The following is a 25,673-nucleotide window of genomic DNA, read 5'->3' as shown; positions in this document are numbered from 1 at the left end:
TCATCGCCGGCCTGGCCTGCGGCCTCGGCCTGTCCGAGCAATGGCGCCGGCGGGCCACCGACTGGTCGGACCTGTCCTATCCGCCGCCGCCGGCCGGCACCCGGCCGGGACCCGCCAGCGGCGCCGGGCCCGGGTGAACGAGCTGATGCAGCACACGCTCGACGGCATCGCCGCCGACCGGGTCCCCGCCCTCCAGGCCGGGCTGGAGGCTCGGCTCAAGGAGTCCGACGTCGAGGCGCTGATCGACGCCGAGCCCCCGGTCCGGGCGGCCAAACGCCTCTGCGCCTCCCTCGGCGTCGACTTCGACGACGCCTGCCAGGAGCCAGGAAAACCCGACACCGGGTGACGGATCGCCGTGCGCCCGCCCATCGATGGTCGGTGGCTACAGCGTCTGCGCCGAGAAGGTGTCGCAGGTGGTCGGGCTGCCGCTGTCGAAGCCGCGGCGGAACCAGCGCACCCGCTGCTCCGAGCTGCCATGGGTGAAGCTGTCGGGCACGACATAGCCCTGGGACTGCTTCTGCAGCGCGTCGTCGCCGACCGCAGCGGCGGCCTTCATCGCGCTCTCGACATCGCCCGGCTCGATGAACCGGCTCTGCTGGTCGCCGCGCTTGGCCCAGACCCCGGCGAAGCAGTCGGCCTGCAGCTCGACCCGCACCGACAGCTCGTTGCCGTCGACGCCGCCGCGGGCGCGCAGCTGGCTGACCTTGTCCATGATGCCGAGCAGGTTCTGCACGTGGTGGCCGACCTCATGCGCCACGACATAGGCCTCGGCGAATTTGCCGGGCGCGCCGAAGCGGCGGCTCAGCTCGTCGAAGAAAGCGGTGTCGATATAGACCTTCCGATCGGCCGGGCAGTAGAACGGCCCCATCGCGGCGCTGGCCGAGCCGCAGGCGGAGCCCACGGCGCCACTGAACCGGACCAGCGTCGGCGGCGCGTAGCGGCTGCCGGCCTCCTGGAACACCGCGCCCCAGGTGTCCTCGGTGCTGCCGAGCACGGCGGCGAGGAACTGGGACATCTCGTCCTGGGGTGCGGGGCCGGAGGCCGTCTCCGTCTGGGACGGCCCGGGGTCGACCTGCTGCAGCAGGGCCGAGGGATCGACGCCGAAGAACAGCGCCACCAGCACGATCACGATCGCGCCGATGCCGCCCACGCCGCCGACCGCGGCCGGGCGCATGCCGCGCCGGTCCTCGACATTGCTGCTGCGCCTCAGATCCTGCCACCGCATGGATGCTCTCTCCCCTGATCGCGCAGCCGGAAACCCGCCGCGACCCTTCCGGTTCCATACTAAGGGAGGTCGGGCGATAGCGCGATCCGCCATCGTTTCGCCGCGGGATCGCGTCTAGGATGCGGGATCGCTTCGCTTCGGATGCTCCGCCTTGGTCCAGGCATGCCCGTTCTGACGTTTCGCCTGCTGGCTGCCTGGACGGTGCTCTGCCTCTGCGCAGCGGCCGCCCCGGCGGAGGCGGCCGGCATCAAATCCGGCCCGAACAGCTGCCGCTGGGCCTTCGACGACCGCTGCGACGAGCCGGGGATCGGCACCGGCGACTGCGCCTCCGGCACCGACACGTCGGATTGCCGGCCGGTCCGCGCCGGCGGCAACGACAGCTGCCGCTGGGCCGAGGACCACAGCTGCGACGAGCCGGACATCGGCACCGGGGTCTGCGCCGACGGCACCGACGCCGCCGACTGCCGGCCGCTCTACGCCCGGCGCAACCGCGACAACAGCTGCGCCAGCGCCTTCGACGACATCTGCGACGAGCCGGGCACCGGCACCGGCCGCTGCGCCGTGCGCAGCGACACCGCCGACTGCCTCGGCCGCGACACCCCGGCCGGCATCCGCGACCACTTCTTCGGCCGCGACCAGCGCCGCCTGGCCCGGGTCGACCGCATGCCGTGGAGCGCGATCGGCGAGCTGACCTTCGACCACGGCGCCTGCTCCGGCACCCTGGTCGGGCGGCGGGTGGTGCTGACCGCCGCGCATTGCTTCATGCGCGACGACGATTCGCTGGACCGGCCGCGCCGCTTCCGCGCCGGCCGCGACGGGACCAGCCAGGTGGCCCAGGCGGGCGTGGCCGGCTTCCTCCTGCCGCCCGGCTTCCGCCAGGGCCGCAGCCATGGCGGCGAGTCCTGGTACAGGCTCGACTGGGCGCTGGTCGAGCTCGACGCCGATATCGGCGACGTCACCGGCATCATGGCGGTGCACCGCCTGAAGCCCGAGGACAAGGCCGACATCGAGGCCGGGCGCTGGGTCCGGGTGATGCAGGGCGGCTACGCCTGGGACGCGCCGGACCGGATGACCGAGCATGTCGGCTGCCGCATCGTCTCGCTGCGCGACGACGGCACGCTGCTGCACGACTGCGACATGACCAAGGGCGACAGCGGCTCGCCGATCTTCATCAAGCGGCCCGGCGGCTACGCCGTGGTCGCCGTGGTCAGCCGCTTCTACGGCGGCGACGACGGCAGCCGCTCGGCCTATCTCGCGGTCGACAGCCGGGCCTTCGAGAAGGCGGTGGCGAAATACGTCGCCGCCCATGGCGGCTGAGCCGTGAGGGCCGTCCTCGCGGCGCTCGCGGTCCTCGCCCTGGCCGGGCCCGCTCGGGCCGACGACAGCTGCCGCTGGGCCCGGGACGGCGCCTGCGACGAGCAGCGCTTCGGCGGCTCCGGCGAATGCGCCGCGGACACCGACGACGCCGACTGCGCCGCCCTCAAGACCGGCGACAACAGCTGCCGCTGGGCCTTCGACGGCCAGTGCGACGAGCCGGGGATCGGCACCGGCGAATGCGATGCCGGCCGCGACAGCACCGATTGCCGGCCGCTGCGCACCGGCGGCGGCGACGGCTGCTACTGGTCGAACGACGGCGCCTGCGACGAGCCGGGGATCGGCACCGGCGTCTGCCCGGACGGCACCGACATCGGCGACTGCCGGCCGCTCTACGCCCGGCGCAACCACATCAACAGCTGCGCCACCGCCTTCGACGATGTCTGCGACGAGCCCGGTACCGGCACCGGCCGCTGCGCCGCCCGCAGCGACACCGCCGACTGCCTGGGCCGCGACACCGTCCCCGGCATCCGCGACCACTTCTTCGGCCGTGACGACCGCCGCATGGTCCGGCCCGACCGCATGCCCTGGACCGCGATCGGCGAGATCGCCTTCGACAGCGGCGGCAGTTGCACCGGCACGCTGGTCGGCCGGCGGGTGGTGCTGACCGCGGCCCACTGCTTCTTCCGCGACGATGGCGAGCGTGACGAGCCGAACGGCTTCCGCGCCGGCCGCGACGGCGACGACGCGGTGGCCGAGGCCGGCATCGTCTCGATCCAGCTGGCGCCGGGCTACCGCCCCGACACCGACCGGGAGGAGGACGAGCGCGCCGACTACGGCTCGGACTGGGCCATCCTGCTGCTCGACGCCGATATCGGCGACCGGGCCAGCACCATGGCGGTGCACCGGCTGACCGCCGCGGACGAGGCGCGGATCGAGGCCGGCGACTGGGTGCCGCTGGTCCAGGCCGGCTACGCCTGGGACGCGCCGGACCGGATGACGGCGCACAGCGGCTGCCGCGCCCTGGCGCTGCGCCGCGACCACACGCTGAAGCATGATTGCGACATGACCAAGGGCGACAGCGGCGGCCCGATCTTCATGAAGGAGAGGGGCGGCTACGCCCTGGTCGCCGTGGTCACCCGCTTTTTCCGCGACGGCGGGGCCGACAACGCCTATCTCGCCGTCGACAGCCGGGCCTTCGCCGATGCGCTGGCGAAGTATCTCGCCGCGCATGGGGGGTGAGCGCAAGGCGGGGGGATCGGGCCGCCTTCGTCGTTGCGCCGGGGGCACGAAGGCCCTAGCGTGCGGCACGTCATGACCGACGCTCTCAACCCCGCGCTTCTCCCCGAAGGATTCTACGACGTCCTGCCGCCCGACGCGGCGCAGGAAGCGGCGGTGATCGAACGCATGATGGCCGTCCTCGGCGGCCACGGCTTCGACCGGGTCAAGCCCCCCTTGGTCGAGTTCGAGGACACGCTTTTGTCCGGCGTCGGCGCCAGCATGGCGCGGCACACCTTCCGGCTGATGGACCCGATGGGCAGCCGCATGCTGGGCCTGCGCGCCGACATGACGGTGCAGGTCGCCCGCATCGCCCGCTCCCGCCTGGCCGGGGCGCCGCGGCCGCTGCGCCTGGCCTATGCCGGCCAGGTGCTGCAGGTGCGCGGCACCCAGCTTCGTCCCGAGCGGCAGTTCGCCCAGGTCGGCGCCGAGCTGATCGGCGGCGCCCAGCCGGCGGCGGATGCCGAGGCGGCCCTCCTGGCGGTCGAGGCGCTGCAGGCGGTCGGGGTCGACCGGCTGGCGCTGGACCTGACCGAGCCGACCCTGGTGCCGGCGCTGCTCGGCGCCTTAGGCGTGGCCCGTGGCGTTGACGCCTCCGGCGTCGGGGGCGAGGCCGGCACCGCGCTGCGCCACGCGCTCGACCGCAAGGACGCCGCCGCCGTCGCCCAGCATGGCGGCGCGGCCGCGGCGGCCCTCGGCGGGCTGCTCGCCGCCTCCGGCCCGGCCGATGCGGCGCTGGCCGCGCTGGCCGGCATCGACCTTCCGGCCGTGACCCGGCCGATCCTGGACCGGCTGGCCGAGGTGGTGCGGCTGATCCGCGTCTCGGCGCCGGAGCTCATGGTGACGGTCGACTTCGTCGAGCATCGCGGCTTCGAGTACCACACCGGCGTCGCCTTCACCCTGTTCGCCCGTGGGGCCCGCGGCGAGGTCGGCCGCGGCGGCCGCTACCGCGCCAATGGCGCCGAGGGCGAGGAAGCGACCGGCTTCACCCTGTTCATGGACACAGTGCTGCGGGCGGCCCCGCCGCCGCAGCCGCCGCGCCGGGTGTTCCTGCCCCGTGGCACCGCGCCGGGCGAGGGCGCAGCGCTCAGGGCCGAAGGCCATGTCACCATCGCCGGGCTGGAGCCCGGCGCCGATCCTCTCGTCGAGGCGCGCCGCCTCGGTTGCGGCTGGGTCCTCAGGGACGGCCGGCTCGACGAGGTCTGAGTTAGAAGGCACGAGGTATTCCGATGGCGAATGTGGCCGTGGTCGGCGCCCAGTGGGGCGACGAGGGCAAGGGCAAGATCGTCGACTGGCTGTCCAGCCGGGCCGACGTGGTGGTGCGGTTCCAGGGCGGCCACAATGCCGGCCACACGCTGGTCATCGGCAACAAGGTGCTCAAGCTCTCGCTGCTGCCCTCGGGCATCGTGCGGCCGGGCAAGCTGGGCATCATCGGCAACGGCGTGGTGGTGGACCCCTGGGCCCTGCTGGCCGAGATCGAGCGCATCCGCGACCAGGATGTCGAGGTCGGGCCGGAGAACCTGCTGCTGGCCGAGAACGCGGCGCTGATCCTGCCGGTGCACGGCGCGCTGGACCGGGCCCGCGAGGCGGCGCGCGGCGAGGCCAAGATCGGCACCACCGGCCGCGGCATCGGCCCGGCCTATGAGGACAAGACCGGCCGCCGCGCCATCCGCGCCTGCGACCTGGCCGACGAGGCGGCGCTGCCGGGCAAGGTCGAGGCCCTGCTGGCGCATCACAATGCGCTCTTGCGCGCGCTGGGCGCCGACGAGGTCGACCCGGCCGAGCTGCTGGCCCAGCTGCGCGAGGTGGCGCCGAAGATCCTGCCCTATGTCGGCGTCGTGTGGGAGCGGCTGGACGCGCTGAAACGCGACGGCAAGCGCATCCTGTTCGAAGGCGCCCAGGGCGCGATGCTGGACATCGACCACGGCACCTATCCGTTCGTCACCTCCTCCAACACCGTCGCCGGGCAGGCGGCGGCGGGCTCCGGCATGGGGCCGAGAGGCATCGGCTATGTGCTCGGCATCACCAAGGCCTACACCACCCGCGTCGGCTCCGGCCCGTTCCCGACCGAGCAGGAGAACGAGATCGGCCGCCGCCTGGGCGAGCGCGGCCACGAATTCGGCACGGTCACCGGCCGGCCGCGGCGCTGCGGCTGGTTCGACGCGGTGATGGTGCGGCAGGCGGTGAAGACCGGCGGCATCGACGGCATCGCGCTGACCAAGCTGGACGTGCTGGACGGCTTCAAGTCGCTGAAGATCTGCATCGGCTACGAGCTGGACGGCCAGGTGCTGCATCACTTCCCGGCCGGCCAGTCGGCGCAGGCTGGCGCCAAGGCGGTGTACGAGGAGTGGGACGGCTGGGAGGAGAGCACCAAGGGCGCCCGCTCCTGGGCCGACCTGCCGCCGACCGCGATCAAGTACATCCGCCGGATCGAGGAGCTGATCGAGGCGCCGGTGGCGCTGCTGTCGACCAGCCCGGAACGCGACGACACCATCCTGGTGCGGGATCCGTTCGCCGACTAGGACGCCGGCCCGACGCGGAGGATCCCGCCGTCGCTTTCGTCGGTGAGCAGGTACAGCGCGCCATCCGGCCCCTGGACCACCTGACGGATGCGCAAGGCCAGATCCTCCAGCAGGTCCTCCGACCCGGTGATCCGGTCGCCGTCGCGATCCAGCCGCACCAGCTTGGGGATGGCGAGGCCGCCGACGAAGACGTCGCCGCGCCAGCCCGGCATCGCATCGGCGGTGTAGAAGGCCATGCCGGAGACGCCGATCGACGGCGTCCACTGGTAGATCGGCCCGGTCATGCCCGGCGCCTCCTGCCGGCCGCCGCCGACCGGGCTGCCGTCGTAGTTGACGCCGTGGGACACGACCGGCCAGCCGTAGTTCTTCCCGGCCTCGGGGATGTTGATCTCGTCGCCGCCGCGCGGCCCGTGCTCGTTGATCCAGAGCACGCCGGTCTCGGGGTTCAGCGCCGCGCCCTGGATGTTGCGATGGCCGTACGACCAGATCTCCGGCAGCGCGTCCTTGCGGCCGGCGAAGGGGTTGTCCTCGGGCACCGAGCCGTCCGGCCAGATCCGGATCAGCTTGCCGAGATGCGAATTGAGCTGCTGCGCCTGGTCGCGGAACTGGGCCTTGGAGCGTTCGCCGAGGGTGATGAAGAGATGGCCCTGCCGGTCGAAGACGAGGCGGGAGCCGAAATGCATCGCGCTGTCCAGCTTCGGCTTCTGCGAGAAGATCACCTCCACCCCGGTCAGCCGGGTGCCGTCCTCGCTCAGCCGGCCGCGCGCCACGGCGGTGGAGTTGCCGCCGTCGCCGGCCTCGGAATAGCTGAGATAGACCATGCGGCTCTGGATGAAGGCGGGGTCGACCGCGACGTCGAGCAGCCCGCCCTGGCCGCCGGTGTCCACCTCCGGCACTCCCGCCAGGGGCTCGGAGACCTTGCCGCCGCCGATCAGGCGGAGATCGCCGCCGCGCTCGGTCACCAGCATCCGCCCGTCCGGCAGGAAGGCGAGGCCCCAGGGGTGGCTCAGCCCTTCGACCACGGTCTGGACGCGGATCCGGCCCTTCTGGGTGTCGTAGGCGGTATCGATCGCGGCGGCCTCCGGAACGGGGGTCAGCAGGGCTGCGGCGGCGATGGCGGGGGCGGCGAAGGCGGGGATGGGCACGCGCATCAGGCTCTCCTCGTCTCGGTCTCGACCCGTCTGACATGGGGGGCGGGGCATCGCAGGCAACACTTCGCGGCGAGACGGTTCGCGGACATGATGACGCGGCCGGGGAGGGCAGGCGGATGACGGATCGGATCGAACGGGCGCTGCGACAGGCGGTCGCCGCCGAGCGCGGGCATTTCCGCTACGAATCGGGCCATCACGGCGATCTCTGGCTCGACCTCGACCTGCTGTTCCTCGACGCCGCCCGGATGCGCGGCTGGGCCGCGGCGCTGGCCGGGCGGGCGGCGGGGCTGGCGGCGGAGATCGTCTGCGGCCCGCTGGCCGGCGGCGCCTTCCTGGCCCAGTCGATCGCGGCCGAGCTCGGCCTCGGCTTCGTCCATGCCGAGCGCCGGGTCGAGGACGGCGCGGTGCGGTACCGGCTCCCGGCGCCGCTGGCGGCCGCCGTGGCCGGGCGGCGGGTGCTGGTGGCGGACGACGCGATCAATGCCGGCTCGGCGCTGGGCCTGACCCTGACGGAGCTGCTGCGCCACGGCGCGGTGCCGGCCGGGGTCGCCTGCCTGCTGACCCTCGGCGAGGCGGCGGGCCGGATCGCCGCGGTGCAGGGCGTGCCGCTGCTGGCCCTGGCGGCTCTGGAGCGCGGGATGTGGCGGCCGGAGGACTGCCCGCTCTGCGCCGCCGGCGTGCCACTCGTCGACCGGGTGCCTGGTCCGTAGGTTGGGTTCGCTTGCGAACCCAACACTGTCTCGGGCTGCACGATGTTGGGTTCGCGTTCCGCAAACCCAACCTACGATTCCACAAATGGAAACGGCCGGAGCAAGGCTCCGGCCGTCGGTCTCAGTGGGGCTGCGGTCAGTGGGCCAGCTTGGCCTCGACCGCGGCGTTGCGGATCGCCTTCTGCAGCTTCTCGAAGGCGCGCACCTCGATCTGGCGCACCCGCTCGCGGCTGATGCCGTATTCCTGGCTCAGATCCTCCAGCGTGGTCGGCTCGTCGCGCAGCCGGCGCTCGCTCAGGATGCGGCGCTCGCGGTCGTTCAGATGCGCCATCGCATCCTTCAGCAGCTGCCGGCGCTTGCCGAGCTCCTGCTTGTCGGCCAGCAGCACCTCCTGGCTGTCGCGCTCGTCGACCAGCCAGTCCTGCCACTCGCCCTCGCCGTCGACGCGCAACGGCGCGTTCAGCGAATGGTCCGGCGCGGCCAGGCGGCGGTTCATCGAGATCACGTCCTGCTCCGGCACCGACAGCTCGGTGGCGATCTTGGTCACCGTCTCCGGCTTCAGGTCGCCGTCCTCGATGGCCTGCAGCTGGCCCTTCAGCTTGCGCAGGTTGAAGAACAGCTTCTTCTGCGCCGCCGTGGTGCCCATCTTCACCAGCGACCAGCTGTGCAGGATGTACTCCTGGATGGCGGCACGGATCCACCACATGGCGTAAGTCGCCAGGCGGAAGCCGCGGTCCGGGTCGAAGCGCTTCACCGCCTGCATCATGCCGACATTGCCCTCGGAGATCAGCTCCGAGATCGGCAGGCCGTAGCCGCGGTAGCCCATCGCGATCTTCGCCACCAGCCGCAGATGGCTGGTCACCAGCCGGTGTGCCGCTTCGGTGTCGCCATGCTCCCGCCACGCCTTGGCGAGCATGAACTCCTCCTGCGGTTCCAGCATCGGAAACTGCCGGATTTCCTGCAGGTAGCGGCTCAGGTTGGATTCGGCCCCCAGGACGGGCAGGCGTGCAGCTTGTGCCATAAATCTTGCTCCCTCTCCGGCGCCCGGGCCTCTCGGGAGGCGGGCGCCCTTCCGGATGACTCATCCGGACCCAGTCATAATACCCGACTTCAGCACTCGGGTATACGGTCTTCCCCCGCGAGGGAGACGAGCAAATCTCGCATGTCTCCCGGAAGGGGCCTCGTGAATTCGAGTTCATTTTGATCCGCCGGATGGCGGAAGCGCAGCTTCGCCGCGTGCAGAGCCTGCCGCGGAAAGCCCCGCGCCGCCTCGTTGCCGCCGGCCTTGGGCCCGATAGCCGAGCGCGGGCGTCGGCCATAGACCGGATCGCCGATCAGCGGATGGCCGATCGAGGTCAGGTGGACCCGGATCTGGTGGGTCCGCCCGGTGTCCAGCTTGCAGGCCACCAGGCTGGCCTCGGTGCCCGCCGGGCGCAGCACCCGGTAGTGCGTCCGCGCCGGCTTGCCTCCAGCCTTGACGAGGGCCATGCGCTGCCGGTTCCGCGGGTCGCGGCCGATCGCGCCCTCGATCGTCCCGGCCGAGGGGCTCGGCCGACCCCAGACCAGGGCGAGATAGGTGCGCGACAGGGTGCGGTCCGCGAACTGCGCCGACAGCGCCTTGTGGGCGGCATCGGTCTTGGCCACCACCATCAGCCCGCTGGTGTCCTTGTCCAGGCGGTGGACGATGCCCGGGCGGGCGACGCCGCCGATGCCGGACAGCTGCGCGCCGCAATGGGCGAGCAGGGCGTTGACCAGGGTGCCATCGGGATTGCCGGCCGCGGGGTGGACCACCAGTCCGGCCGGCTTGTCGATGACGATGAGATGGGAATCCTCGTACACGATATCAAGTCCGATCGCCTGGGGTTCCGGCTCCGCCGGGACCGGCGGCGGCACCCGGATTTCGAAGCGCTGGCCGGGTTTGACCTTGACCGAGGCGTCTTCTACTGTCCGCTCGCCCTCCCGCACGCAGCCCGCGGCGATCAGCGCCTGCAGCCGCGACCGAGACAGGTCCGGCACCGCGGCGGCCAGGGCGCGGTCCAGCCGCTGGCCGGTGGAATCCGGGCCGATCGTGACGACCAGGGGAACGACGGGAATGGTCCCGTCCATGGATAGGGGTGTGGCGGGTGCGTCTGGAAGCTGGGTCATTGCGGGCGGTGAAGATAACCGTTTGGGCGATGCTTGTGGTCATCATCCTGATCGCTGCCGTCGTCGTCGGGGAATTGGGCCGCCGGTTCTTGGCCCCGGGGTCCGCCCCGGCACCGGCCGCCGTCGTTCCCGCCACGACGCCGGCGACCGCCGCCGCGCCGTCCGCGCTGCCTGCCGGCAGCACCATCCTTAGCATCACCGCCGCGGGTGATCGCGCAGTGATCCTGATCACACTGCCCGGCGGCCGGCAGGAGGTGCGCAGCATCGACCCGCGCACCGGCGCCGCCACGACTCTTCTGACCACCGCTCCGTAACAGACCCCATCCGCCCGAGGATTTCGGCATGACCGACGTGATCAACCTCGCCAGCGATAATGTCGCCGGCGCCGCGCCCGAGATCCTGGCGGCGATCGCCCGCGCCGCCGGGGGGCGCGTGCCCTCCTATGGCGGTGACGAGATCACCGCCCGGCTGCAGGACCGCCTGTCCGAGCTGTTCGAGCGCCGCGTCGCCGCCTTCCCGGTGCCGACCGGCACGGCGGCCAACGCCCTGGCCCTGGCCACCTTCACCCCGCCCTATGGCGCGGTGCTGTGCCATCGCGAGGCGCATGTCGCGGTCGACGAATGCGGAGCACCGGAGTTCTACACCCATGGGGCCAAGCTGCTGCTGGCCGACGGCGCGCACGGCAAGCTGACCCCGGCGACGCTGGCGGCCGCCGTCCCGGAGTGGCGCGGCGACGTCCATCGCAGCCAGCCGGCGATGCTGAGCCTGTCGCAGGCGACCGAATCCGGCACCGTCTACAGCCCGGCCGAGGTCGGCGCCCTGGCCGAGACGGCGCGGGGCCACGGCCTGGCCGTGCACATGGACGGCTCGCGCTTCGCCAATGCGCTTGCGTCGCAGAACTGCTCGCCGGCCGAGCTGACCTGGAAGTCAGGGATCGACGTGCTGTCCTTCGGCGGCACCAAGAACGGCTGCGTGATGGCCGAGGCGGTGGTGTTCTTCGATCCGGACAAGGCGGCGGATTTCGCCTTCCGCCGCAAGCGCGCCGGGCACCTGCTGTCGAAGATGCGATTCGTCTCGGCCCAGCTCGAGGCCTATCTGGCCGACGGGCTGTGGCTGCGCCTGGCGCGCAACGCCAACGCGCGGGCGCGGCAGCTGGCCGAGGGGCTGCAGGCGCTGCCCGGCGTGGCGCTGGAGCACCCGGTCGAGGCCAACGAGGTGTTCGTCCGCCTGCCGGCGGCGCTGGCCGAGGGGCTGAAGCGCCAGGGCGTGGCCGCGGCGCATTGGGAGGGCGAGATCTGGCGCTTCGTCGGCGCCTTCGACACCGATGCGGCGACGATCGAGACGGTGCTGGAGCGGGCGCGGCGCTGCCTCGTGCCCGGCGCTGCTGCGGCGGCCGGGTAGGGCTGTCAAAAAACCGACGGAAATGTCTTGCGTCGGCGCGTGGGCTCCCCTATATCCGGGCCCGCGCCTCAGTCCCCTTCGTCTAGAGGCCTAGGACACCGCCCTCTCACGGCGGTAACAGGGGTTCGAATCCCCTAGGGGACGCCAAGCGATTTCAACGACAAAGCCCCGCCCGTGCGGGGCTTTGTCGTTTTCGGCGCCGGATCGGCCTGCCCGGTCTACCCCCGGGTTGGCGAGGTCGAGCCATGACGCACCTCCTGACAGTCCCGCAGGCCTCGGCGACGTCCAGTGGGAATTCATGATCGCCGTTCATAGGTTCATGCGCGGCCGGACGTCTGGTCGCCGCCGTCGATCTCCCTAGATCGAGGACAGGTCGCCGCCGCAAGGGCCGGGCCGGCGGGAGCGGAACCCGTGCCGGCAACGAGGCATTGGCTCCGGTAACAGGGTGGCGGCGATCCCCATCGCGAGGGCCTGTCGCACCCTGACATGCCCAAAACGCCTCGGCCGCAAGAGGCGCCCCCGACGGCTGAATCGCCCATGTGCCAGCAACCGCCAGCGAAGTGGGATTGGGACACCATGCAGAACCTCGGCGAACTCGCAATCAGCCGGCGTGGCCTGATGATCGGGACCGCCGCGTCCGTGGCGATGAGACGGCGCCCTCGGTCACCGATGCCGAAGCCGCCACTGCCAGAGCACCCGTCATGTCCAAGCTGACCTTCACCGTGAACGGCGAGGCCCGCGACCTCGAGCTTGATACCCGAACGACGCTGCTCGACGCGCTGCGCGAGCACCTGCATCTCACCGGCACCAAGAAGGGCTGCGATCACGGCCAGTGCGGCGCCTGCACGGTCATCGTCGAGGGGCGGCGGGTCAATTCCTGCCTGACCCTCGCCGTGATGCATGACGGCGACAGCATCACCACCATCGAGGGGCTGGGCCGGCCCGGCCGCCTGCACCGGATGCAGGCCGCCTTCGTCAAGCATGACGGCTATCAGTGCGGCTACTGCACGCCCGGGCAGATCTGCTCGGCCGTGGCGGTGCTGGACGAGATCGCGGCCGGCATCCCGAGCCACGTCACCGCCGATCTCACCGCCCGGCCGCGCCTGACCGAGGCCGAGCTGCGCGAGCGGATGAGCGGCAACATCTGCCGCTGCGGCGCCTATTCCAACATCGTCGAGGCGATCACCGAGGTCGCGGGGAGGGAGGCATGAGATCCTTCACCTACGAACGGGCGCGCTCGCCCGCCGATGCCGCCGCGGCCGCGTCCCGCACCGAGGGCGCTAGGTTCATCGCCGGCGGCACCAACCTGCTGGATCTGATGAAGCTGGAGATCGAGACGCCGACGCATCTGATCGACGTCAACGGCCTCGGCCTCGACCGCATCGAGGCGACCCCGGAGGGCGGCCTGCGCATCGGCGCGCTGGTGCGCAACACCGACCTCGCCGCCGACCGGCGCGTGCGGCGTGATTACGGCCTGCTCTCCCGCGCGCTGCTCGCCGGCGCCTCCGGCCAGCTGCGCAACCGGGCGACCACCGCGGGCAACCTGCTGCAGCGCACGCGCTGCCCGTATTTCTACGACACCAACCAGCCCTGCAACAAACGCCGGCCCGGCAGCGGCTGCGCCGCGATCGAGGGCCTCAGCCGGCAGCTCGCGGTGGTGGGCACGAGCGATGCCTGCATCGCGACCCATCCCAGCGACATGGCGGTGGCGATGCGCGCCCTCGACGCGACGGTGGAGACGGTGCAGCCGGACGGCACGACGCGGACCATCCCGATCGCCGAACTCCATCGCCTGCCCGGCGACACGCCGCATATCGAGACGATGCTGAAGCCCGGCGAGCTGATCACCGCGGTGACGCTGCCCAGGCCGATCGGCGGCACGCAGATCTATCACAAGGTGCGCGACCGGGCCTCCTACGCCTTCGCGCTGGTCTCGGTCGGCGCGATCGTGCAGCGCGACGGCACCGGGCGCGTCGCCCTTGGCGGGGTGGCGCACAAGCCGTGGCGCGTCGAGGCCGCCGAGGCGGAGCTGCCGCGCGGCGCCAAGCCGGTCGCGGAGCTACTGCTCGCCGGCGCCAAGCCGACCCCAGAGAACGCGTTCAAGCTGCCGCTGGTCGAGCGCACGCTCGCCGCGGTGCTGGCCGAAGCGAGAGCCTGAGCCATGAAGTTCGACACCCCCGCCACCACCAACCCGATCGACCGGCTGAAGGTCATCGGCCGGCCGACCGACCGCATCGACGGCCCGCTGAAGACCACGGGTACCGCGCCCTATGCCTATGAGCGGCACGACGCCGTGCCGAACCCGGCCTATGGCTACATCGTCGGCTCGGCCATCGCCAAGGGCCGGATCACCGCGATCGATGTGAGGCCGGCCGAGGCCGCGCCCGGCGTGCTCGCCATCGTCACGGCGGAGAACGCCGGCACGCTCGGCAAGGGCGACTACAACACCGCCAAGCTGCTCGGCGGCCCGGAGATCGACCATTATCACCAGGCGATCGCGGTCGTCGTCGCCGAGACCTTCGAGCAGGCCCGCGCCGCGGCGCAGCTGGTCCGCGTCGACTATGTCCGGACCGAGGGCGCCTTCGACCTCGCGGCGGCGAGAGACTCCGCCATCATCCCCAAACCCGGCATCGGCGGTCCGCCCGACACCGCCGTCGGCGACTTCGACACGGCCTTCGCCGCAGCGCCGGTGCGGCTCGACGAGACCTACACCACGCCTGATCAAGGGCACGCGATGATGGAGCCGCACGCCTCCATCGCCGCTTGGAACGGGGACAAGCTGACGCTCTGGACCTCGAACCAGATGATCGACTGGAGCACGGGGGACGTGGCGAAGACGCTCGGCATCCCGAAGGAGAATGTGCGTCTGGTCTCGCCCTTCATCGGCGGCGGCTTCGGCGGCAAGCTGTGGGTGCGAGCCGATGCCGTGCTCGCCGCCGTCGGTGCCCGCGCCGCCCGGCGGCCGGTGAAGGTGACGCTGCCGCGGCCTCTGATGTTCAACAACACGACGCATCGCCCGGCGACGATCCAGCGCATCCGCATCGGTGCCGCTCGGGACGGCAGGATCACCGCGATCGGCCATGAGAGCTGGTCCGGCGACCTGCCGGGCGGCGGACCCGAATTGGCGGCCAACCAGACCCGTCTGCTCTATGCCGGCGCCGATCGCATGACCACGACGCGGCTCGCGGTCCTCGACCTGCCCGAAGGCAATGCGATGCGTGCGCCGGGCGAGGCGCCGGGCATGATGGCGCTGGAGATTGCGATCGACGAGATGGCCGAGAAGCTGGGTCTCGACCCGGTCGAGTTCCGGATCATCAACGACACCCAGGTCGATCCGGAAAAGCCCGAGCGGCCGTTCTCGCAGCGCCATCTGGTCGAATGCCTGCGCACCGGCGCCGACCGCTTCGGCTGGAACCGGCGCAACCCGCAGCCCGGCCAGATCCGGGACGGGCGCTGGCTGGTCGGCATGGGGGTCGCCGCCGCGTTCCGCAACAACCTGGTGATGAAGTCCGGCGCCCGCGTCCGGCTCGATCATCGCGGCGACGTGACGGTCGAGACCGACATGACCGATATCGGCACCGGCAGCTACACCATCATCGCCCAGACCGCGGCCGAGATGATGGGCGTGCCGCTCGACAAGGTGGTGGTGCGGCTCGGCGATTCCACCTTCCCGGTCTCCTGCGGCTCGGGCGGGCAGTTCGGTGCCAGCAACTCGACCTCCGGCGTCTATGCCGCCTGCGTCAAGCTGCGCGAGGCGGTGGCGCAGAGGCTCGGCTTCAACTCCGCCGAGGCGGTCTTCGCCGACGGCCGGGTCCGTGCCGGCAACCGCAGCGCGCTGCTGGCCCAGGCGGCGGGGGAGGGCGGCCTGGTCGCCGAGGACGCCATCGAATACGGCGATCTCGACAAGACGCATCAGCAATCGACCTTCGGGGCGCATTTCGTCGAGGCGGCGGTGGACGCCGCCACCGGCGAGATCCGGGTGCGGCGTATGCTCTCGGTCTGCGCCGCCGGCCGCATCCTCAACCCCAAGGCGGCGCGCAGCCAGGTGATCGGCGCCATGACCATGGGCGTCGGCGCGGCGCTGATGGAGGAGCTCGCGGTCGACAAGCGCCACGGCTTCTTCGTCAACCACGATCTCGCCGGCTACGAGGTGCCGGTCCATGCCGACATTCCGCATCAGGACATGATCTTCCTGGACGAGGCGGATCCGTATTCGTCGCCGATGAAGGCCAAGGGCGTGGCGGAGCTCGGCATCTGCGGGGTGGCCGCGGCGGTCGCCAACGCGGTCACCAACGCCACCGGCGTGCGGGTGCGGGACTATCCGATCACGCTCGACAAGCTGCTCGACCGGCTGCCGCAAGTGGCATGAGCGCGTGAAGGCGAAGGAGGCCTCCGCTCCTGGGGGCAGAGGCCTGAGCATCGCCGCAGGCCAGCCAGAGCCGATGCTGAAGAGCGGTTCCTCGCAGAAGTGAGGGCCGATTGCGGCGATCTCGATTCTCTGCGCGCTCAGCCATAGCGCTGCGACGGGCGGCGTTACACCCGGGCGGCCGCCTGGCTGATCACGGCGCAGGCGCGCTTCAGGGCGTCGAGCGTGTCCATCAGCCGGACCTCCTGCCCGTGCCGCTTGATGCAGGTGATGATCATGCTGGCCACGGCATGGCCGCTGCGGTCCAGGATCGGGCAGCAGATGTCGGTCAGGCCGACGAAATCGCGGCTCTCATGCAGCTCGAAGCCGCGGCCGCGGATGCCGTCCAGCGACGCCCGCAGCTCGTCCTCGTTCACCCGGCCCTGGGCCTGGGGCAGGCTCTCGCGGATCAGCCGCTGCTGCACCTCCGGCGGCTGGAAGGCGACGATCACCTGGCCGGACGTGGCGTCCACCGCCGGCCGGTTGAAGCCGAGATTGAGGGTGAAGCTGATGTCCGGCTCGCCCGAGACCGAGGCCAGCACGACCGTCCGGCCGCGATACAGCACCACCAGATGGGCGGAGTGGCCGGTCTCGGCCGCCAGCGCGTTCATCACCGGCACCGCCTCGGTCACCAGGTTGCGCACCCGCGGCGTGCGCAGCCCCAGCGAGAACAGCCGGTTGGTCAGGGTCAGGTCGTCGCTGGCCGGATCTCGCGCCAGGTAGTCCCGCTCCAGCAGCACCATGACCATGCGGAAGATCTCGCTCTTCGACCGGCCCAGCTCGTCGGCGATCCGGGTCAGCGACAGCGGCTCGTCGCGGCTCGCCAGCAATTCGAGGATATCGAGGCCCTTCTCCAGCGCCGGCGCCGAATAGCCCGCCTTCTTCTCCGTCACATTCAACCCCCAAGCGATTCCGGGCCGGACTGTATCGCCGCCGCCGGCGTTCCGATGAGTGTTTTATATATGATGTTGACATCACCAATGAAACAACCCTAGCGTTCTTGCAACGGCGGCCGAGACCGCCCGCAGGAGGCGCAGCGTGGAAAGCATCGAGACCGTGGCGGTGGGATCGGGCAGGGTCGGGCCGGCCGAGCGTCGCAGCACGGCGTTCACCGATATCGACTTCGACAAGCCGGGTCGGCAGGTCGGCTTCTTCCACATCCCGCAATCGCCGGACGACGACGCCTGGGGCACGGTGCGCATCCCGCTCGCGGTGATCGCCAACGGCACCGGCCCGACCGTGATCCTCGAAGGCGGCAACCACGGCGACGAGTATGAGGGGCCGATCGCCCTCGGCGAGATCATCCGCGACCTCGACCCCGGCACGATCCAGGGCCGGCTGATCCTGATCCCGGCGATCAACCTGCCGGCGGTGGTGGCCGGCAAGCGCACCTCGCCTGTCGACGGGCTGAACTTCAACCGCACCTTTCCGGGCGATCCCGCGGGCACCATCACCCGGCAGATCTCGGCCTACGTCCAGGATGTGCTGCTGCCGCGCGGCGACGCCTTTCTCGACCTGCATTCCGGCGGCTCCTCGCTCGACATCCTGCCCAGCGCGATCGTCGAGCCGGCGGCCGATCCCGCCCATCTGCGCCGCAACATCGATGCGGTGCTGGCTTTCGACGCGCCGATCACCGTGGTGGTCGACAATCTGGGCGAGCCGCGCACCGCGACCGCCGCCGCCGTCGCCGCCGGGCTGACCGTGGTCGGCACCGAGATGGCGGGGGCGGGCACCGTGTCGCTCGACGCGCTCGACATCTGCCGCCGCGGCGTGCGCAGCGTGCTGGCGCATCTCGGCGTGCTGGACGCGTCCTTCGCCGCCCCGCGCCGGCCGGATCCCAAGGTCTACGAGGTGGCGGGCGCCGCCTCCTACGTCCTCGCCGGCGATGACGGGGTGTTCGAGCCCTATCACCGCAACGGCGCCGAGGTGCGGGCCGGGCAGCCGGCCGGGCGCATCCATTTCCTGCACGATCCGGGCCGCGCGCCGGCCGAGCTGCGCACCGGCGCCGACGGCATCGTCTATGCCCGCCGCCAGCCCGGTCGGGTGCGGCCCGGCAATTGCTGCCTGGTCGTCGCCTCGCCCTATCGCGGGAGCCTCGGATGATCGGCTTCGGCGACATCGAGGCTGCGGCCGACCGGATCCGTGGCCATGTCCGACGGACGCCGCTGGTCCGGGCCGACCAACTGCTCGAGGCGCCGGCCGCGGCGCCGCTCTGGCTCAAGCTGGAATGCCTGCAGGTCACCGGCTCGTTCAAGGCGCGCGGGGCGACCAACCGGCTGTTGGCCGCCGATCCGGCGACGCTGGCCCGCGGCATCGTCACCGCCTCGGGCGGCAATCACGGCCTTGCCGTGGCGCGGGCCGGGCATCTCGCCCGGGTGCCGACCACCGTGTTCCTGCCCGGCAACGCCTCGCCGGCCAAGCGCGCCAAGCTGGCCGGCTGGGGCGCCGAGGTGCGGATCGAGGGCTCGGTCTGGGACGAATCCGACCGCGCCGCCCGCGCCTTCGCCGAGGCGACCGGCGCCGTCTATTTCCATCCCTTCGCCGATCCCGATGTGGTCGCGGGCCAGGGGACGGTGGCGCTGGAGATCGCCGAAGACCTGCCGCAAGCCAGCCTGTTCCTGATCGCGATCGGCGGCGGCGGCCTGACCGCCGGCATGGCCACGGCGATCCGCGCGCTGCAGCCGAAGGCGCGGATCATCGGCATCGAGCCGGTCGGCTCCCCGACCCTGCACGCGAGCCTGGACGCAGGGCGGGTGGTGACGCTCGACGCCGTCACCACCGCGGTGCCGACGATGGCCTGCGGCCGCACCGATCCGCGCATCTTCGACATCATCCGCCGCACCGTCGACGAGGTGGTGCTGATCGAGGACCGGGACATGGAGCGGGCGGCCCGCTGGCTGTGGTTCGAGCTCGGCCTCGCCGCCGATCTCAGCGGCGCCGCCTCGGTCGCGGCGCTGCAATCCGGCCGGGTGGTGCCGCGCGACGACGATGTCGTCTGCGGCCTGGTCTGCGGCGCGGGAACGGACGGCCTCGGCGCCTGAGCGCGGGGCCCGGGGGGCAAAGCCCGGAGGGCGACGCCCTCCCAACAAGAACAGTGCAATCGAGGCTTCACAGGAGAGGACGAGACCATGATGAAACATGTGCTGTCGGGCGTGGCGTTCACCGCGGTCCTGGCCCTGTCGGGCCTCGCATCCGCCGCCGAGCCGGTGCTCGGCCTCGCCGCCATCGACCTGCAGAATTCCTTCTTCGTGCGGATGAAGGAGGCGGGCGACACCGCGGCCCAGGATTACGGCGTCAAGGCGACCTGGCAGAGCGCCGAGGGCAGCCTGGAGAAGCAGGTCGCCATTATCGAGAACTTCATCAACCAGAAGGTCGACGCGATCCTGGTCGACCCGCTGGACAAGAACGCCCTGCTGCCGGTGATCAAGAAGGCCGAGGCGGCCAAGATCCCGGTCATCACCATGGGCAACAAGGTCGAGGGCGGCTGGAACACCTCGACCCTGTATCCGGACCAGGAGAACATGTCGATGGTGGCCCGGGCGCTGGGTCAGACGCTGGGCGGCGAGGGCGAGGTCGGCCTCTTGGTCGGCACCCGCGGCAACTTCGTCTCCGACACCCGCGAGAAGGCCTTCACCGAGACCCTGGCCAAGGAGTTCCCGAACATCAAGCTGGTCGGCATCCAGCCCACCGGCTGGGATTCGGCCAAGGCCACCGACGCGGCCCAGACCTGGCTGACGACCTATCCCGAGCTGAAGGCGATCGGCTGCATCTCGGATTCGATGTGCCTCGCCGCCAGCGCCGTCGCCCAGGCGATGGACCGCAAGCTGCTCTACGCCGGCTATGATGGCGACGAGGAGATGCACCCGCTGCTCGAGGACGGGTCGATGGTGATGGACGTCCTGACCGGCGCCTATCGCGTCGGCTACTGGAACATCGCCGTGGCGGCGCGGCTGGCCAAGGGCGAGAGCCTGCCCAAGGACCTGTACATGCCGACCTATTTCGTCACCTCCGACGCCACCGCCCAGGCGCTGGCCGGCAAGGGGCTGAAGGTCGAGCACATCACCCCCGAGGCCGCGACCACGGCGGCCAAGGCCTATACCGAGCAGCTGGGGCCGAAGCAGCCGGTCTCCGCCATGACCGTCGGCCAGTGACCGGAGAGGCGAAGGACAGGAAGCGGGCCATGGCACCGAAGACGGATGCCGCCGCGGCGCGGCGCCTGTCGCTGGCCGGCGCGGGCTTCGGCAACGACCTGGTGCTGGCCGGGCTGATCCTGCTGGTGCTGGTCGGCTTCGGCCTGGCCGGACCCGGCTTCCTGTCCTTCGCCAACCTCGTCTCGATCGGCCAGCAGACCGCGGTGATCGCCATCGTCGGCTTCGCCATGACCGCGGTGATCATCGCCCGCGGCATCGACATCTCGGTCGGCAGCACGCTCGCGATCGCCGGCATCGTCGCCGCCCAGGCCTATGGCGCCACCGGGTCGCCGCTGCTCGGCATCCTGGCGGCGCTGGCCGCCGGCGGCGCCGTCGGGCTGGTCAACGGCCTGCTGATCAGCGCCGTCGGCATCAGCCCCTTCATCGCCACCCTGGCGACGCTGGCGGCGGGAAAGGGGGCGGCGCTCAGCCTGTCCGGCGCCTCCAGCATCCCGGTCGACAGCCCGGTCCTGCTGTGGGCCGGCAGCGCCGACATCCTCGGCGTCCCCGCCTCGCTGCTGCTGGCGGCCCTGCTGCTCGCCGGCTGGTGGGGGCTGCTGCACCGCACCGTGCTCGGCCGCTGGATCTTCGCGGTCGGCGGCAACGCCGACGCGGCCCGGGCCTCGCTGATCCCGGTCCGCACGGTTCAGACCCTGACCTATGTCCTGGCCGGCGCGTCGGCCGGGCTCGGCGCCATCGTGATCATCGGCCGGCTCGGCTCGGCCCAGCCGCTGGCCGGCGCCGGGCTGGAGTTCGCGGCGATCACCGCCGCCATCGTCGGCGGCACCAAGCTGTCGGGCGGCGAGGGCAGCGTCACCGGCACGGCCTTGGGCGCGCTGCTGCTCGGCGCCATCAACACCGGCCTGTCCTTCCTGCAGGTGCCGCAGCAGGCGATCTACATCGTCACCGGCGGGCTGGTGCTGTTCGCGGTGCTGCTGAGCCAGCGCGACCGGCTGGCTGCGACCGTGGCGAAGTGGCGCCGCCGCAGCCGCGCCGCCCACACGGCGGAGGAGGCGGCCCAGGCCGTGCCGCGCCGGCTGGATCGGCACGAGCTGCGCATCGTCGGCCTCGGCAAGCTGTTCCCCGGCGTCAAGGCGCTGGAGGGCGTGGCCTTCGACATCCGCGCCGGCGAGGTGGTGGCGCTGGCGGGCGAGAACGGCGCCGGCAAGTCGACCCTGGTGAAGTGCCTGTCCGGCGTGCACCAGCCGGACGAGGGCGGGCTGATCCTGGACGGCCGCCCGGTGCGGCTGCGCACCCCGGCCGAGGCCGCGGCCGCCGGCATCGCCGTGATCCACCAGCATTTCAGCCTGGTGCCGGACCTGACCGTGGCCGAGAATCTGTTCCTGGGCCGCGAGCCCGGCGGCATCGCCCTGCGCCGGGCCGAGATGCGGCGCAAGGCGCAGGAGGTGATCGACCAGTTCGGCCTCGGCCTGCGGCCCGACGCCCGGGTCGGCACCCTGACCGTCGGCCAGCGCCAGATGGTCGAGATCGCCAAGTCGATGCTGTCCGAGGCCTGGCTGGTGATCATGGACGAGCCGACCAGCGCGCTCTCCACCCGCGAGCGTGACCGCCTGTACGAGCTGATCGGCCGGATGAAGGGGATCGGCTGCGCCATCCTCTACATCTCGCACAAGATGGAGGAGATCTTCACCCTGGCCGACCGGGCCGTGGTGCTGCGCGACGGCCGCTTCGTCGGCGACCGCGCGATCCGTGACCTCGACGAGCCGGCGCTGATCGGGATGATGGTCGGCCGCGACATCGGCAACGTCTTCCCGCACCGGCCGGTGCCGCGCGGCGCGCTGCTGGTGGCGGTCGAGGACATCGCCGATGGCGGGCTGCTGCGCTCGGCCAGCCTGACGGTGCATGCCGGCGAGGTGGTGGCGCTGGCCGGGCTGATGGGCAGCGGCCGGTCCGAGGTGATGCGCTGCATCGCCGGCCTGTCCGCCCACCGCGCCGGGACGATCCGGATCGGCGGCGCCGCGCTGCCGGCCGGCGACGCCCGCCGGGCCAATGCGCTGGGCGTCGCCTATGTGCCGGAGGACCGGCATCTCGAAGGCTTCGTCGGGCCGATGTCGGTCCAGGACAACGTCACTTTGGCCTGGATCCGGGCCAGATCCGCGCTGGGCCTGGTGCGGCCTTCGGCCCTGGCGGCCGAGGCCGGGCGGCTGATCCGGCAGCTCGGCGTCCGCCCGCCCGACCCGCGCAAGCGCGTCGGCGATCTCTCCGGCGGCAACCAGCAGAAGGTGGTGATCGGCAAGTGGCTGGCCACCCGCCCGCGGGTGCTGCTGCTGGACGAGCCGACACGCGGCGTCGATGTCGGCGCGAAGTCGGAGCTGCACGCCCTGATCGCCGAGCTGAAGGCGCAGGGCGCCGGGATCCTGATGGTGTCGAGCGAGCTGCCCGAGGTGCTGGGCGTCGCCGACCGCATCGTGGTGATGCATGAGGGCCGCACCGCCGGCGAGCTGCCGCGCGGGGCGACCGAGACCGAGGTGATGGCGCTGGCCTTCGGCCGCGGCGCCGGGGTGCCTCGCCCGACGACACAGGAGAGGGTAGCGGGATGAGCAGGATGAGATTGGCCATCGTCGGCGCCGGCTTCATGGGGCAGTTCCACGCCCAGGCGATCGCCGGGCTGGAGACGGCGACCCTGTCGGCGATCGTCGACCTGTCGGCGGAGCTCGGCCGGAAGACCGCCGATCAGTACGGCGCCCGGCATTTCGCCGACATCGATGCGGCGCTGGCCGCCGATGCCGCCGACGCCTATGTCGTGGCGCTGCCGGACACGCTGCACCAGGACGTCACCTGCGCCCTCTTGGAGGCCGGCAAGCCGGTGCTGGTCGAGAAGCCGATGGCGCACACGCTGGAGGCGGCGCTGGCCATGGCGGCGGCGGAGAAGAAGGGCGGCGGCCGCCTGCTGGTGGCCCATATCCTGCGCTTCGACCCGCGCTATGTGCAGGCGGCGGAGGCGGTGCGGGCCGGCAGGATCGGCGACCCGATCCATGCCAGCTCCGGCCGGTTCACGGTGCGCGACATCGGCACCCGCATGAACGGCTCCTCCAGCGTCTGCTTCTATCTCGGCGTGCACGATGTCGACGCGCTGCAATGGATCAGCGGCGCCGACGTCACCCGGGTCTATTCCCGCGCCGTCTCGAAGCTGATGCCCAGCCTCGGTGTCCGCTCCGAGGACGCGATCTTCACCACCTGCGAGATGTCGAACGGCATGGTCGGCCAGCTCTATTTCGGCTGGTCGCTGCCCAGCGACATCCCGACCGGCATCTGGGCCCGGACCGAGGTGATCGGCACCAGGGGTGTGGTCGACCTCGACGTCCGCGACCACGGCCTGCGGGTGTTGTCGAGCGGCGCCTGGAGCCTGCCGGACGGGCTGCACTGGCCGACCGTCAACGGCCGGATCATGGGCGACCTGTATGAGGAGCTGCGCCACTTCGTGCAGGCGGTGCGCGAGGACAAACCCTTCGTCATCTCGCTGCCCGAGGCGCTGCGCGCCGTCGCGGTCAACGACGCGATCCGGCGCAGCGTCGCCAGCGGCCAGCCCGAGGCGGTCGCCGACTGGCGCGGCTGATGGACTCCCCCTGGCTCCGCCGCGCCCTCGACCTCGCGCCGCTCTTGCTGCTGATCCTGCTGGTGGCGGCGTTCGGCCTGATCGATGCGCGGGTGGTGACGCCCGGCAGCCTGCGCAACGTGCTGGCCCAGGCCACGCCGGTGGCGTTGCTCGGGCTCGGCGCCTTCGTGGTGCTGCTGACCGGGGGCATCGACCTCTCGGCCGGGGTGGCGGTGGCCTTCTGCAGCGTGGTGATGGCGGGGCGGCTGGATGCGGGCGACCCGTTGGCCCTGGCCCTCCTGGCCGGCCTCGCCACCATGGCGCTGCTCGGGCTGCTGAACGGCCTCCTGGTCGGCACTCTGCGCGTGCCGCCCTTCGTCGTCACCCTGGCCACCATGGTGGCGGTGCAGGGGGCGACGCTGTGGGCGGCGCAGAAGGGTGTGCTGATCCTGAAGAGCCCGACGCTGAAGGACATCGGCATCGGGCAGACGGCCGGCGTGCCGAACTCCGTGCTGCTGGTCGGGCTGATCGCCGTCGGCGCCTGGGGGCTGATGCGCTGGACCCGCTTCGGCCTGCGCACCTACGCCATCGGCTCCGACCCCGCCGCGGCGCAGCTGGCCGGCGTGCCGCTGCCGCGGCAGCAGCTGCTGACCTATGTCGTCGCCGCGATCTTCACCTTCCTGACCGCGGTGCTGATGATCAGCCGTGTGCCGGTCGTCACCCCCAATCTCGGCGGCACGCCGCTGCTGCTCGACGCCATCGCCGCGGCGGTGCTGGGCGGCACCAGCATCTTCGGCGGCCGCGGCACGGTGTTCGGCGTGGTGGTCGGCGCCGTCATCGTCAGCCTCCTGACCAATGCCCTCCGCGTCTTCGGCGTGGACCCGTCCAGCATCGATCTGTTCAAGGGCGCGATCATCGTCCTGGCGCTGATCGCCGATGCCGGGATCCGGATGCTGCGCCTGCGCCTCGATGAAGGACGTATCGGATGATTCCCCTCACCCCCGGACCCGGCCGCCTGGCCTGGAGCCCGTCGCCGGAGCTCGGCGAACTCGGCAAGGCCCGCGGCGCCGTGCTGGTGCCGACCGGCGCGGTCGAGCAGCACGGGCCGCATCTCGCCACCGGCGTCGACATCTGGCTGGCCACCGCTGTGGCGCTCGGCGTCGCCGGCCGCGACTCGTCGATCCGGGTGGCGGAGCCGATCTCCTACGGCTCCTCGGCGCATCACCTGGCGTTTCCGGGCACGATCAGCCTGCGGCCGTCGACCTTCATCGCCGTCGTCGTCGACGTCTGCCGGTCGCTCGCCCGCGACGGCTTCTTCCCGATCGTGCTGAACGGCCATGGCGGCAACCGCGGCGCGCTGCAGGTGGCGGTGTCGGAGCTCGGCGCCGACGGCGTGCGCAGCGCCGCCTTCTCCTATTTCGACCTGATCCGCGAGGACGCGGCGGCGATCCTGCCCGATGCCGACCAGGGCTGCGGCCATGCCTGTGCGCTGGAGACCTCGCTGATGCTGCACCTGTTCCCGGGCTCGGCCCGGGAAGGGGCGATCCCGGCCGGCGGCACGCCCTCCTGCTGGCCCGACCCGCATCTCTATTCCCCCAGCCCGATCACGGTCTGGCGCGGCTTCGAGGAGATCAACCCGACCGGGGTGATCGGCCGCCCCGCCGACGCCACCGCCGAGGCCGGGGCCAAGCTCTACGAGGCCGCCGTCACCCGGTCGCTGGCGGCGGTGCTGCGCCTCCGCGACGGTTTCGCCACTCTCCAGCCGAGACGATGACG

General features: G+C 71.7%; 23 protein-coding genes and 1 tRNA gene. 19 read left to right on the top strand and 5 right to left on the bottom strand.

What is annotated here, in order from left to right; translation table 11 throughout:
* Positions 1-145 precede the first annotated feature (145 nt).
* Positions 146-346, top strand: a complete 201-nt coding sequence (locus tag ACFW16_RS20325; protein ID WP_380308317.1) for a hypothetical protein — start codon at positions 146-148, stop codon at positions 344-346.
* A 36-nt stretch (positions 347-382) separates the two neighbouring features.
* Here the strand turns inward: ACFW16_RS20325 and ACFW16_RS20320 are convergent, their stop codons facing one another.
* Positions 383-1,225: a neutral zinc metallopeptidase gene (locus tag ACFW16_RS20320; protein WP_380308315.1), complete on the bottom strand. Its 843-nt coding sequence runs from the start codon at positions 1,223-1,225 to the stop codon at positions 383-385.
* 162 nt (positions 1,226-1,387) lie between these two features.
* On the opposite strand from ACFW16_RS20320, the gene ACFW16_RS20315 reads away from it, so the two are divergent.
* The 4 genes from ACFW16_RS20315 to ACFW16_RS20300 all read left to right on the top strand — a co-directional run bounded on the left by ACFW16_RS20315 (position 1,388) and on the right by ACFW16_RS20300 (position 6,339).
* Entirely contained in the window at positions 1,388-2,542 is a 1,155-nt protein-coding gene (locus ACFW16_RS20315) for a trypsin-like serine peptidase (protein ID WP_380308313.1), read from the top strand.
* Between the two features lie 3 nt (positions 2,543-2,545).
* A complete protein-coding gene (locus ACFW16_RS20310) occupies positions 2,546-3,781 on the top strand; it encodes a trypsin-like serine peptidase (protein ID WP_380308311.1) in 1,236 nt (411 codons plus the stop codon).
* A gap of 72 nt (positions 3,782-3,853) precedes the next feature.
* Positions 3,854-5,023 (top strand): ATP phosphoribosyltransferase regulatory subunit, encoded by a 1,170-nt coding sequence (locus tag ACFW16_RS20305; RefSeq protein ID WP_380308309.1) that lies wholly within the window; start codon positions 3,854-3,856, stop codon positions 5,021-5,023.
* A 23-nt stretch (positions 5,024-5,046) separates the two neighbouring features.
* Positions 5,047-6,339, top strand: coding sequence for an adenylosuccinate synthase (locus ACFW16_RS20300; protein ID WP_380308307.1), 1,293 nt, complete (start codon positions 5,047-5,049; stop codon positions 6,337-6,339).
* On the opposite strand, the gene ACFW16_RS20295 is transcribed toward ACFW16_RS20300, so the two are convergent.
* Positions 6,336-7,490: a PQQ-dependent sugar dehydrogenase gene (locus ACFW16_RS20295; RefSeq protein ID WP_380308305.1), complete on the bottom strand. Its 1,155-nt coding sequence runs from the start codon at positions 7,488-7,490 to the stop codon at positions 6,336-6,338. The two genes, ACFW16_RS20300 and ACFW16_RS20295, sit on opposite strands and share 4 nt — an antisense overlap.
* 116 nt (positions 7,491-7,606) lie before the next feature.
* On the opposite strand from ACFW16_RS20295, the gene ACFW16_RS20290 reads away from it, so the two are divergent.
* A complete protein-coding gene (locus ACFW16_RS20290; protein ID WP_380308303.1) occupies positions 7,607-8,200 on the top strand; it encodes a phosphoribosyltransferase family protein in 594 nt (197 codons plus the stop codon).
* 136 nt (positions 8,201-8,336) lie between these two features.
* Here ACFW16_RS20290 and rpoH read toward each other — a convergent pair whose 3' ends face one another.
* Both rpoH and ACFW16_RS20280 read right to left on the bottom strand, forming a co-directional pair.
* On the bottom strand, positions 8,337-9,221 hold the full coding sequence (rpoH, locus tag ACFW16_RS20285) for an RNA polymerase sigma factor RpoH (RefSeq protein WP_380308301.1): 885 nt from the start codon (positions 9,219-9,221) through the stop codon (positions 8,337-8,339).
* Between the two features lie 89 nt (positions 9,222-9,310).
* Positions 9,311-10,306 (bottom strand): RluA family pseudouridine synthase, encoded by a 996-nt coding sequence (locus tag ACFW16_RS20280; RefSeq protein WP_380308299.1) that lies wholly within the window; start codon positions 10,304-10,306, stop codon positions 9,311-9,313.
* Between the two features lie 74 nt (positions 10,307-10,380).
* Between ACFW16_RS20280 and ACFW16_RS20275 the strand changes: the two genes are divergently transcribed.
* The 6 genes from ACFW16_RS20275 (at position 10,381) to paoC (ending at position 16,115) form a co-directional block, all read left to right on the top strand.
* The gene (locus tag ACFW16_RS20275; RefSeq protein ID WP_380308298.1) at positions 10,381-10,659 is read left to right on the top strand and encodes a hypothetical protein; all 279 of its coding nucleotides are present in this window, start codon (positions 10,381-10,383) and stop codon (positions 10,657-10,659) included.
* A gap of 28 nt (positions 10,660-10,687) precedes the next feature.
* Positions 10,688-11,746 carry a threonine aldolase family protein gene (locus ACFW16_RS20270; protein ID WP_380308296.1) on the top strand — a complete coding sequence of 353 codons (1,059 nt, stop codon included), beginning with the start codon at positions 10,688-10,690 and terminating at the stop codon, positions 11,744-11,746.
* Positions 11,747-11,817: 71 nt separating this feature from the next.
* A tRNA-Glu gene (locus ACFW16_RS20265) sits at positions 11,818-11,893 on the top strand.
* 554 nt (positions 11,894-12,447) lie between these two features.
* The gene (gene paoA, locus ACFW16_RS20260) at positions 12,448-12,957 is read left to right on the top strand and encodes an aldehyde dehydrogenase iron-sulfur subunit PaoA (RefSeq protein WP_380308294.1); all 510 of its coding nucleotides are present in this window, start codon (positions 12,448-12,450) and stop codon (positions 12,955-12,957) included.
* Positions 12,954-13,904: an FAD binding domain-containing protein gene (locus ACFW16_RS20255; RefSeq protein ID WP_380308292.1), complete on the top strand. Its 951-nt coding sequence runs from the start codon at positions 12,954-12,956 to the stop codon at positions 13,902-13,904. Before paoA ends, ACFW16_RS20255 begins: the two co-directional genes overlap by 4 nt.
* 3 nt (positions 13,905-13,907) lie before the next feature.
* On the top strand, positions 13,908-16,115 hold the full coding sequence (gene paoC / locus ACFW16_RS20250) for an aldehyde oxidoreductase molybdenum-binding subunit PaoC (protein WP_380308290.1): 2,208 nt from the start codon (positions 13,908-13,910) through the stop codon (positions 16,113-16,115).
* A 164-nt stretch (positions 16,116-16,279) separates the two neighbouring features.
* On the opposite strand, the gene ACFW16_RS20245 is transcribed toward paoC, so the two are convergent.
* Positions 16,280-17,044, bottom strand: coding sequence for an IclR family transcriptional regulator (locus tag ACFW16_RS20245; protein ID WP_380308288.1), 765 nt, complete (start codon positions 17,042-17,044; stop codon positions 16,280-16,282).
* Positions 17,045-17,189: 145 nt separating this feature from the next.
* On the opposite strand from ACFW16_RS20245, the gene ACFW16_RS20240 reads away from it, so the two are divergent.
* From ACFW16_RS20240 to ACFW16_RS20210, 7 genes are all read left to right on the top strand, one after another.
* The gene (locus ACFW16_RS20240; RefSeq protein ID WP_380308286.1) at positions 17,190-18,254 is read left to right on the top strand and encodes a succinylglutamate desuccinylase/aspartoacylase family protein; all 1,065 of its coding nucleotides are present in this window, start codon (positions 17,190-17,192) and stop codon (positions 18,252-18,254) included.
* Entirely contained in the window at positions 18,251-19,192 is a 942-nt protein-coding gene (locus tag ACFW16_RS20235) for a threonine/serine dehydratase (RefSeq protein WP_380308285.1), read from the top strand. Before ACFW16_RS20240 ends, ACFW16_RS20235 begins: the two co-directional genes overlap by 4 nt.
* Before the next feature lie 87 nt (positions 19,193-19,279).
* On the top strand, positions 19,280-20,302 hold the full coding sequence (locus ACFW16_RS20230; protein WP_380308283.1) for a sugar ABC transporter substrate-binding protein: 1,023 nt from the start codon (positions 19,280-19,282) through the stop codon (positions 20,300-20,302).
* 29 nt (positions 20,303-20,331) lie between these two features.
* On the top strand, positions 20,332-22,902 hold the full coding sequence (locus ACFW16_RS20225) for an ATP-binding cassette domain-containing protein (protein WP_380308281.1): 2,571 nt from the start codon (positions 20,332-20,334) through the stop codon (positions 22,900-22,902).
* Positions 22,899-23,918, top strand: coding sequence for a Gfo/Idh/MocA family protein (locus tag ACFW16_RS20220; RefSeq protein ID WP_380308279.1), 1,020 nt, complete (start codon positions 22,899-22,901; stop codon positions 23,916-23,918). Before ACFW16_RS20225 ends, ACFW16_RS20220 begins: the two co-directional genes overlap by 4 nt.
* Entirely contained in the window at positions 23,918-24,886 is a 969-nt protein-coding gene (locus tag ACFW16_RS20215; RefSeq protein WP_380308277.1) for an ABC transporter permease, read from the top strand. The genes ACFW16_RS20220 and ACFW16_RS20215 overlap by 1 nt, the downstream gene beginning before the upstream one ends.
* Entirely contained in the window at positions 24,883-25,671 is a 789-nt protein-coding gene (locus ACFW16_RS20210; RefSeq protein ID WP_380308275.1) for a creatininase family protein, read from the top strand. The genes ACFW16_RS20215 and ACFW16_RS20210 overlap by 4 nt, the downstream gene beginning before the upstream one ends.
* Positions 25,672-25,673 lie beyond the last annotated feature (2 nt).

Origin of the sequence: Inquilinus sp. NPDC058860, assembly GCF_042743185.1 — a bacterium.
GTDB lineage: Bacteria > Pseudomonadota > Alphaproteobacteria > DSM-16000 > Inquilinaceae > Inquilinus.
This window is presented reverse-complemented; position numbering and strand designations above follow the sequence as displayed.

Bases quoted from the DNA above. Each gene is read 5' to 3' on its own strand.
- ACFW16_RS20305 (WP_380308309.1), top strand. From the start codon at position 3,854: ATGACCGACGCTCTCAACCCCGCGCTTCTCCCCGAAGGATTCTACGAC.
- ACFW16_RS20290 (WP_380308303.1), top strand. From the start codon at position 7,607: ATGACGGATCGGATCGAACGGGCGCTGCGACAGGCGGTCGCCGCCGAG.
- ACFW16_RS20325 (WP_380308317.1), top strand. From the start codon at position 146: ATGCAGCACACGCTCGACGGCATCGCCGCCGACCGGGTCCCCGCCCTC.
- ACFW16_RS20210 (WP_380308275.1), top strand. From the start codon at position 24,883: ATGATTCCCCTCACCCCCGGACCCGGCCGCCTGGCCTGGAGCCCGTCG.
- ACFW16_RS20225 (WP_380308281.1), top strand. From the start codon at position 20,332: ATGGCACCGAAGACGGATGCCGCCGCGGCGCGGCGCCTGTCGCTGGCC.
- ACFW16_RS20280 (WP_380308299.1), bottom strand. From the start codon at position 10,306: ATGGACGGGACCATTCCCGTCGTTCCCCTGGTCGTCACGATCGGCCCG.
- ACFW16_RS20270 (WP_380308296.1), top strand. From the start codon at position 10,688: ATGACCGACGTGATCAACCTCGCCAGCGATAATGTCGCCGGCGCCGCG.
- ACFW16_RS20320 (WP_380308315.1), bottom strand. From the start codon at position 1,225: ATGCGGTGGCAGGATCTGAGGCGCAGCAGCAATGTCGAGGACCGGCGC.
- paoC (WP_380308290.1), top strand. From the start codon at position 13,908: ATGAAGTTCGACACCCCCGCCACCACCAACCCGATCGACCGGCTGAAG.
- ACFW16_RS20215 (WP_380308277.1), top strand. From the start codon at position 23,918: ATGGACTCCCCCTGGCTCCGCCGCGCCCTCGACCTCGCGCCGCTCTTG.
- ACFW16_RS20220 (WP_380308279.1), top strand. From the start codon at position 22,899: ATGAGCAGGATGAGATTGGCCATCGTCGGCGCCGGCTTCATGGGGCAG.
- ACFW16_RS20315 (WP_380308313.1), top strand. From the start codon at position 1,388: ATGCCCGTTCTGACGTTTCGCCTGCTGGCTGCCTGGACGGTGCTCTGC.
- ACFW16_RS20295 (WP_380308305.1), bottom strand. From the start codon at position 7,490: ATGCGCGTGCCCATCCCCGCCTTCGCCGCCCCCGCCATCGCCGCCGCA.
- ACFW16_RS20255 (WP_380308292.1), top strand. From the start codon at position 12,954: ATGAGATCCTTCACCTACGAACGGGCGCGCTCGCCCGCCGATGCCGCC.
- paoA (WP_380308294.1), top strand. From the start codon at position 12,448: ATGTCCAAGCTGACCTTCACCGTGAACGGCGAGGCCCGCGACCTCGAG.
- rpoH (WP_380308301.1), bottom strand. From the start codon at position 9,221: ATGGCACAAGCTGCACGCCTGCCCGTCCTGGGGGCCGAATCCAACCTG.
- ACFW16_RS20230 (WP_380308283.1), top strand. From the start codon at position 19,280: ATGATGAAACATGTGCTGTCGGGCGTGGCGTTCACCGCGGTCCTGGCC.
- ACFW16_RS20300 (WP_380308307.1), top strand. From the start codon at position 5,047: ATGGCGAATGTGGCCGTGGTCGGCGCCCAGTGGGGCGACGAGGGCAAG.
- ACFW16_RS20235 (WP_380308285.1), top strand. From the start codon at position 18,251: ATGATCGGCTTCGGCGACATCGAGGCTGCGGCCGACCGGATCCGTGGC.